The organism is Corallococcus llansteffanensis (assembly GCF_003612055.1).
Lineage (GTDB): Bacteria > Myxococcota > Myxococcia > Myxococcales > Myxococcaceae > Corallococcus > Corallococcus llansteffanensis.
In genome coordinates, this window is sequence record NZ_RAWB01000449.1 from 1 (window position 1) to 8207 (window position 8207).

An 8207-nucleotide genomic window follows, 5' to 3' on the forward strand; every position below is an offset into this window, starting at 1 on the left:
GGCGCGGAGCCGCCGCCCCCCGAGGAGCCGGGGGGGCCGGGCGCAACGGCTGCAAGAGCGACGTGCCGAAGAGGTCGCCCTGCCCCGGCTCCTCGGGGGGCGGCGGCTCCGCGCCCTTGCGCTTCTTCATCGCGACAGCTTCTCGACCCAGCCCTGGGCCTTGCCGTGCAGCTCGTCGTCGGGCGGCGTCATCGCGACGACGTCCCGGAACTTGGGCAGCGCGTCCTCGGGGCTGGCGTCCTTGATGGAGTAGGCCTGGAGGTACAGGTCCTTCGCCTTGCCCTTGAGGTCGTTGACGATGTTGGCCGCGCCCGTGTGGTTGGGATCCGCCTGGAGCGCGCGGCGCGCGAACTCCATCGCGCGCGACCACTGGCCCGCGGCCTTCGCGCCAGCGGCGCTCTTGTAGAAGGTCGTCGCCGCGCGGGTGCCCGCGTTCTTCGCCATCTTGCTGCCCCGGCCGTCGGTGATGTCCTTGTCGAGCGCCAGGAGCCGCGTGAGCCCCTTGGCCTCCAGGTCCTCCAGCTTCTTGTAGAGGGTCCCGAACTCCGTCATCTGCGTCATGAGCTGCTTGCACTGGGGCGTCTTGGCCGCGCACGCGTTGAGGATGGCCACCGCGCCGGAGATGTCCCCGTCGCGGAAGCGGTCCACCGCGGGCTCCCACGGCTTGGGCGTCGCGGCCTTCGGGACGTACTCGGGACGCGTCAGGTCCGCGATGATGCGCGCCGACTCGTCGTTGATGAGCTTGCCGTCGCGGTGCTCCGGGAAGGCCGCGAGCACGTCGTCGGTGATGGCCTTGGCCTTCTGCACGGACTCGAGCTGGCGGGTGGCCATCAGCGTGTTGGCCTCCTTCGTGCGCTTGTCCGCGACGTCGATCAGCCCCTTGCGCGCCGTCTTCACCTGCTCGTAGAGCTGCGTGTCGGAGCTCACCTTGGCGAGCGCCGCCTGCGCGGTGACGAGCTCGCCCTTGGCCAGCGCCGCCTGGGCCGCCGCCAGGTGACCCTGGTTGGGGATCTCCTTCTCCGCGGCCTTCAGGTAGTCCGCCACGCCGGGGTAGTCCGGGGCCTGGTTCTGGAGTTCCTCCAGCTTCGCCTTGGCCTGCTCCCACTGGCCTTCACGCACCAGGTTCTTGGCCTCCTGGAAGAGGCCACCCAGCTGCTCGCGGTACTGGCGCTGCTCCTGCTCGATGCGGATCTGCTCCTCCTGCTGGTGTCGCATGCGCGAGCGCGCGACGCCCAGGCCCGCGAAGAGCAGCACCAGCACGCCGACGCCCGCGAGCTTCATCCGCATCCGCTTGCGCTGCGACTCGGGCGTGAGCTCCGCGGCGGCGGAGGCGCGCGACGTCTGCGGGCGCGCGCGGCCCTCGCCCCGGGGACCGGGACGCACGGGGACCGCCGTGGGGCCGCGACCGCCGGCCGTGGACGGACGGGGCCGGGGGCCTGACGGCGCCTGCACCTTGGCGGTGCTGTTGGCGACGTCCTCGTAGCGCATCTCCGAGTCGCCCAGCGTGATGACGTCGCCGTTGGCCAGCAGCGTCTCGTCGGTGACGGGCTCGCCGTTGACGAGCGTGCCGTTGCCCGACTTCATGTCGCTGACCATCCAGCCCGCGGACTCACGGCGCAGCGTGATGTGCTTGCGCGAGACGGACGTGTCCTGCAGGCAGATGGGGTTGTCGGAGGCGCGACCGACAGTGTACTCCTGCTCGGCGAGGGGGAACTCCTCGCCCTCGCTGGGGCCGGCGATGACCACGAGCTTCGCGGGCTTCGCCGCGGAGGCCCCCGCGGTCGACCGGCGGACCGGCGCGCGTTGTCCGGTCCCGGATGAGGGCGTACCCGAAGTGGGCCTTCGGCGGGCTGGGGGAGGACCGTTCGACATGGCTTTCACCGCGTCCTGATGAGGGGGGCACGAACCCTAAAGCTCGTGCTCATAGGCTTTTTCCAACGCGAGATTGTGGCAGCGATGCTCGGTCGTAGGGAAGCGTCTCCGCACGTCTTCGAGGGTCGCGACCGCATCCCGTCGGCTCCGGTACTGGACGGCCCGTTGGAATTCGAGCATCAGCTGGCCACACCGGTGGTCCAGCTCCGTTGAAATCTGGGCGATCCGCTCCCGGACGTCTTCGTACAGGTCCGGCTTGTCGTCGAGCGCCTCCAGGGTGATCCACGCGGAGCGGTACTCCCGCCACGCGTTGAAGAGGTTCTCCGCGCCCACGTCCCGGAGCTCGTAGAACCGGGCGCCCGCCTTCACGGCCTCCCTCGCGGAGGCGAGCAGCTGATCGGGCGGCAGCTCGGGCACCGGGATGACCTCCAGACGCAGGTTCCAGATGCGCCAGGACTCGCGCCCGGGGGGGTTGAGGGCGTTGTCGAAGAGCAGCTGGTTGTTCTCGTTGCGGCGCAGCAGGCCCGGGGGGAGGACCTGCTCCAGCTCGCGCTCCGCCGTCTGGGCCGTGTCCGGAGGGACCCAACCCAGGGACACGCCGTTGAGCGACAGGTTGACCTCGTCCTTGGTGATGTTGCTGGCCTGGTAGTGCAGCACGGCCACCGCGCGGGTGGGCGACATGAAGCGGAAGTCGAAGGCCTTGTCGTCCACGTGGACCCAGCGAACGCCCTGCCCCAGGCCGAACGAGTCCGTCACCGGCTGGAGCCCCAGCTTGTAGGGCTCGCGCCCGGGCAGTCCGAGCGTGGTGGGAGACACCACGGACAGCACCCCGAACACGGTCACCAACAGCACGAGCCCTGCCACGGACGCGTAGCCGATGCGGCGCAGCCGGGACTGGCGCTGCCAGAAGAGGACGAACTGACCGCCCAGGGTGCGCGCGAGCCGACGCCGTCGCCGGGCCTCGTCGGCGGCGGACGAGGGCTCGACCTTCGCGACGACCGTCACCGGGCCGGAGCGCACCGGCGGTTGGGACGCGTCCGGGTCGGTGGGGCCGGACTCCGTGGTGCTCGCGTCCGCCGGGGGCTGCGCCGCCAGCAGGTCGGCTTCGCCGAGGAGCAGTCCGGGATCCAGCGCCGGAGGAGGCTCCGCCAGGACCCGCGGGTCCTGGCCCGTGAACGTCGCGGGCTCGGGCTCCAGCGGGGCGACAAGTGCGCTTGGGGGCAGAGGCGGCGCTCTGTTGGGGACAGCGCCTGGCACGTCCTTGCCCATGAACGTCGGCGGCTCGGGCGATTCGACCGGGGAAGCCGGGGGCAGGTCGTCGTCCGTTCCCACGAACGTCGCCGGCTCCTCGGAGCCAGCCGCCGCGGAGGCGACCGCCCCGGACACGCCGTGGAGCATGGGCGGAGCAACGAGCGGGCTGACGCGAGCGATGGGCCGGAGATCGAGGACGGTCCGCTCCTCGGGCTCGTCCGGGTCCGTCGGAGGCAGCGCTGGCGGTGCTTCGTGCGGCGGGCTCTCGTTGAGTGGCGGCGTGGCCAGGGCCACGGGGATCGCCATCTGCGTGCGCTCCTCCGGCTCATCCGCATCCGCGAAGGGCAGCTCCGGAGCAGCCACCGGGGGCGCCATGAAGCCAGGCTCCAGCGATTCCACCGCGGGAATCGCCATCTGCGTGCGCTCCTCCGGCTCGTCTGGATCCACCGCGGAGAGGCTCTCCGGAGGTGAGAAGGCAGGGGCCCGCGTTGCCGGCGGCGGAGGCATGAGCCCGGGAGGCGTCAGCACGGGAAGGCCGGGAGCCACGGGCGCGGGGCCCGCCGCGCCGCGCGTCGGGGCGGTCACGGGAGGCGTCAGCACCGGGGGCGCCGCGCCACGGGACGGGGACGCCGAGGGAGGCGTGAGCGCTGGAATCGGGGGTAGCAGGGGCACCGAAGCCACCGCGTTCCTGGGCGCGGGCGTCTTGCCATTCACGGACGCAGAGGCCGTGCTGGACGCAGGCGCCTTCCCATTCGCGGATGGAGAGGCCGGGTGCCCTTCCCCGTTGGGCGCGGACGGCACCGGAGCGCCAACGGCATCGCGGGCCGAGGGAGCCTTCGCCGCGGCGGCCACTCGCGCGGCGGCACCCCCGAGGGCAGGCCGATTCAGCGCGGGCGCCCCGACCCCAGGCAGGCCAGGAGCAGCCTTCTTCCGCACGGGTGCTCCAGCCCCGGAAGCGGCAGGAGCGGTGGCCTTGCCCGACGCGGATGCACCGACTTCCGGAAGACCCGAAGCGGAGATCTTGCCCGACGCGGACGCACCGACTTCCGGAAGGCCCGGAGCGGAGGTCTTGCCCGACGCGGACGCACCGACTTCCGGAAGGCCCGGAGCGGAGGTCTTGCCCGACGCGGACGCACCGACTTCCGGAAGGCCCGGAGCGGAGGTCCTGTTCGACGTGGATGCGCTGACCGCCGGAAGGCCCGGAGCAGATGTCCGGTTGGGCGTGGATGCACCGACCGCCGGAAGGCCTGGACCGGAGGCCCTGCCCGACGCGGCAGCGCCAACCGCTTGAAGGCCCGGAGCGGACGTCCTGCCCTGTGAAGCCGCACCGACCACCGGAAGGTCGGGAGCAGGGGGCGGCTTCGGCGGAGGCACCGCGGCGTCGGACACCGCCGGAGCGACAGGCTTCTTCAACGCGGGAGTCGCCGACAGCGGCATCGCGGGCGTCGCGGGTCCCTTCGCCGCGGGCCCCCCTGCTCCGGCACGCTGCGCGGGCGCGGGCGAGGCCGGCCGCGCCATCGCGGGCAGGGCCTGCTGGTAGCTCGTGGGCGCCGCTTCGATCTCCGCGAGCGAGGCCTGCTCCATGCCCTGCGGCGACACCTGCGCGTGCGGCGGCGCGAGCGCCCTGCGGATGGGCCGCGTGACGTCGTCGCCATCCTCCGGCGGCATCCAGACGAACGTGAACTCCACCGGGCCGACGGTGAGTCGGTCCCCGTCGCGCAGCTGCTTCTCGCCCCCGAGCGGCTGCCCGTTGAGCTGCGTGCCGTTGGCGCTGCCCACGTCCTCGGCGAAGTACTGCCCGCCCCGCGCCGTGATGCGCGCGTGCCGCCGGGAGACACCATGGTCGTGCAGCACCAGGTCGTTCTCCGAGGTCCGGCCGATCTTCACTTCGGCCTGCTCGAAGGCGAGCTCCCGTCCGACCTGGAGCCCCCGGGTGATGGTGAGCAGGATGGGCAGAGGACTAGCCCCCGACGTTGCCGAACATGAACTGGAACACGATGGGCCCGAAGAGCACCATGAACACCGTCGGGAAGATGCAGGCGATGAGCGGGAAGAGCATCTTCACCGGCGCCTCACCCGCGAGCTTCTCCGCGCGCTGCGTGCGGTCGATGCGCATCTGCGTGGACTGGATGCGCAGCACCTTGCCCAGGCTCGTGCCCATCTTGTCCGCCTGGATCAGCGCCGTGACGAACGTCGTCAGCGGCGGCAGGTCCACGCGCGCGATCATGCTCTTCAAGCCCTCTTCGCGCGTCTTGCCCATCTTGAGCTGCTTGAGCACCAGCTGCAGCTCCTCGCGCAGCGGCCCCTGGCGGCCCTTCTCCACCACCTTCGCCAGCGCGCCCGTGAAGTCCATGCCTGCTTCCACCGACAGCGTCAGCAGGTCCAGGTTGTACGGAAGCGCGCGGCTGATGGCCAGGTGACGGCGCTTCACCTGGTCGTTCAACCAGATGAGCGGATAGAACAGGCCCAGCAGCATCACCAGCAGCGACCAGGCCAGGTTCAGGTTCATGCCGTTGACGACGAACAGGCCCGCGAGCAGCGCCAGCACGGCGCTGACTTCCTGCAGCGCCATGATGTCCTCGGGCTTGTACTGGGACGGCTCGCCCGCCTTGATGAGCTTGCGGCGCGTCTTGGACTCGTAGCCCGGCCACATGAAGCGCCGGTTCATCGAACCGAGCTTGCGGATGGCGACAGAGCCCACGCCCTTCACGCCGCCCGCGGACTCGTCGCGCACCTCCGTGAGGAAGCGCTCGAGGACGTTGTGGTAGATGCCCACGCCCAGGAACGCCACCGCACCCGCGGTGAGCAGCGCCGAGCCGCCGATCAGGAAGGTTGTCAGGATCTCCTGCACGGTGCGCCTCGATTCAGATGTCGATGTTGACGATGCGCCGGATGATGAGGATGCCCATGATCTCCATGATGGCGATGATGGTCACCAGGACGTAGCCGAAGATGTGGTTCAGCATCGGCTCCATCAGGTCGGGGCGCATGTAGTTGAGCACCATGCCCAGCACCAACGGCATGGCCGCGACGATCCACCCCTGCAGCTTGCCCTGGGACGTCAGGGCGTCGATCTTGCCCTCCAGGCGGAAGCGCTCGCGGATCACCATGGAGATCGTTTCGAACATCTCCGCCATGTTGCCGCCCAGCTGGCGCGCGATGTTGGTGGACACCACCACCAGCTCCAGGTCGTCACTGCCCACGCGGCGGCCCATGTTGACGAGCGCCTCTTCCAGGGGGACGCCCAGCTTCACTTCCTTCACGAACAGGCCGAACTCCTGCGACAGCGGCGGCATCGCCTCGCGCGCCACGTGCTCGATGGCCTGGGGGAACGTGAGGCCCGCCTTGAACGCGTTGGCCATGGCCTGCAGCGCGTCCACCAGTTGCACGTTGAACTTCTTGATCCGGCGCTTGCGGTAGTACTTCACCATCAGCATCGGCAGGAAGAAGCCGAAGATGGTCGCCAGCACCGCCAGGATGGGGTTGAAGACGATGTAGCTGAGGATGCCCAGAAGGCACATGCAGGCGATGTTGAGGATCAACATCTGCCGCGGGTCGATGAAGAGGAACATATCGCTCAAGTCGTTCATCGACTTGGCGACGTAGCGCTCCTGGTACTGCTCATACGCCTTCGACAGGACGCTGAAGATCACCAGGCTGAAGAAGAACACCGAGCCGGTGACGAGGAGGAGGACGATACCTGCGAGCATGGGCGCGAATCCCCGAAGGATGAGGGAGGGGGGTGGCGGGCCGCTTCAACCGAAGCGGCCCAGCGCGGCGACTACGGAGAGCCGGCCGAGGCCTTCTCGCTGCTGCCGCTGCCCTTGATGATCTGGATGATCTCCCGGCGCTTCTGCTCCAGCACGCGGGTGCGCTCGCCGGACAGCAGCGTGCTGATGGTGGCGCGACCGCGCTCCTCGATGAGGTCCACGTCGTCCTCGTTGCGCAGCGACAGGGTGAGCTGTCCCAGCTCCGCCGCCAGCACCAGGATCTCCGCCTCTTCCGGCAGCACCATCAGCGACACGTTGGTGTACTCGCGCTGGTTCTCCGGGATGAGGTTGATGTTCGTGGTGCCGGTGATCTTGCCGGTGGCGACCACGATGATGTTCTGCAGCAGCGTCACGGCGACGTTCTCGTCCGTCTGCGGATCGCGGAACGTACCGATGATGTCCACGTGGTCGTTGGGGCGGATCCACCCACCGACGGCCGTCGTCGTCTTGGCCTCGATGGTGATGGCGCGCGCCTTCTTCTGCACCTTCGTCGACAGGCGCTCGGCGGCCTTCGTGGTCTCGAACTGGCTCCAGAGGATGGGGTCGCCCGCCTGCAGCGCCACCAGCACCTTCTGGTTCACGATGTAGTTGGCGGAGTCCGGCTTCACCACCGACGAGGTGACGAACTGCTCCGGGACCGAGCGCTGGGAGATCATCTCGTACGTGATGACCGTCCCTTCGGGCATGTCCTGGCCCGCCACCACCACGGGCACCAGGTTCCACCCGCGACGCACATCGGATTCCTTCTTCTTGATGGCCGAGTAGGCCACGATGCCCGCGAGCAAACCGAGCACCAGCGCGACGACGAGCGGGGTCTTACCCTTCAACATGGTTCAAGGTCCTCCAGAACGGTGGGGCGCCGTCGTGGCGGCAGGACAGCTTTGACGAGGGGGCGATGCCAGGGCGCGAACAAAAGGGGATGTTAGCCCTGCCACAGAGCAGGTGTCAAAACCACCTCTCGCGACAAAGCGGAATCCCGGGACACCCGGGGGCCACGGCGCCTGTCCACCCCCCCGGGCTGGACGGCTCGAAACGCGGCCGGATCCACCGGGGCCCGTCAGGGGAACGGCAGGTTCAGCACGAAGTAGAACGAGTCGTAATAGATCTGGTACGCCTCGAGGAACAGGTCGATGACGTTGGTCTGCCGGTCGTCGGTCCACCGGACCTTCACCGTGGCACCGATGACGAGCGCCACGAGCAGCACCCAGTTGATCACCGAGTACTCCACCATGGCCTGGCCACGACGGGCCCGGCGCGGGGAGCGCGGCGGCGACTTCCGGGGGGGGTTCACGGGGGGATGATCCACGTCCGGCC

6 protein-coding genes are annotated in these 8207 nt (G+C 69.5%); all 6 read right to left on the reverse strand.

What is annotated here, in order from left to right:
* Positions 1 to 126: 126 nt before the first annotated feature.
* Positions 127 to 1746, reverse strand: coding sequence for an FHA domain-containing protein (locus tag D7V93_RS31475; protein WP_341870975.1), 1620 nt, complete (start codon positions 1744 to 1746; stop codon positions 127 to 129).
* A gap of 162 nt (positions 1747 to 1908) precedes the next feature.
* Entirely contained in the window at positions 1909 to 5079 is a 3171-nt protein-coding gene (locus D7V93_RS46205) for an FHA domain-containing protein (RefSeq protein ID WP_208723217.1), read from the reverse strand.
* Positions 5080 to 5083: 4 nt separating this feature from the next.
* Positions 5084 to 5974, reverse strand: a complete 891-nt coding sequence (locus tag D7V93_RS31485; protein WP_120646904.1) for a type II secretion system F family protein — start codon at positions 5972 to 5974, stop codon at positions 5084 to 5086.
* Positions 5975 to 5987: 13 nt separating this feature from the next.
* Positions 5988 to 6833: a type II secretion system F family protein gene (locus tag D7V93_RS31490; protein WP_120646905.1), complete on the reverse strand. Its 846-nt coding sequence runs from the start codon at positions 6831 to 6833 to the stop codon at positions 5988 to 5990.
* 71 nt (positions 6834 to 6904) lie between these two features.
* Entirely contained in the window at positions 6905 to 7723 is an 819-nt protein-coding gene (gene cpaB / locus D7V93_RS31495; RefSeq protein ID WP_120646906.1) for a Flp pilus assembly protein CpaB, read from the reverse strand.
* A gap of 227 nt (positions 7724 to 7950) precedes the next feature.
* On the reverse strand, positions 7951 to 8207 hold a 257-nt coding region (locus D7V93_RS31500; protein ID WP_208723218.1), incomplete at its 5' end, for a hypothetical protein.

Excerpts from the sequence above, each read along its gene's own strand:
- D7V93_RS31490 (WP_120646905.1), bottom strand. The coding sequence starts at position 6,833 with ATGCTCGCAGGTATCGTCCTCCTCCTCGTCACCGGCTCGGTGTTCTTC.
- cpaB (WP_120646906.1), bottom strand. The coding sequence starts at position 7,723 with ATGTTGAAGGGTAAGACCCCGCTCGTCGTCGCGCTGGTGCTCGGTTTG.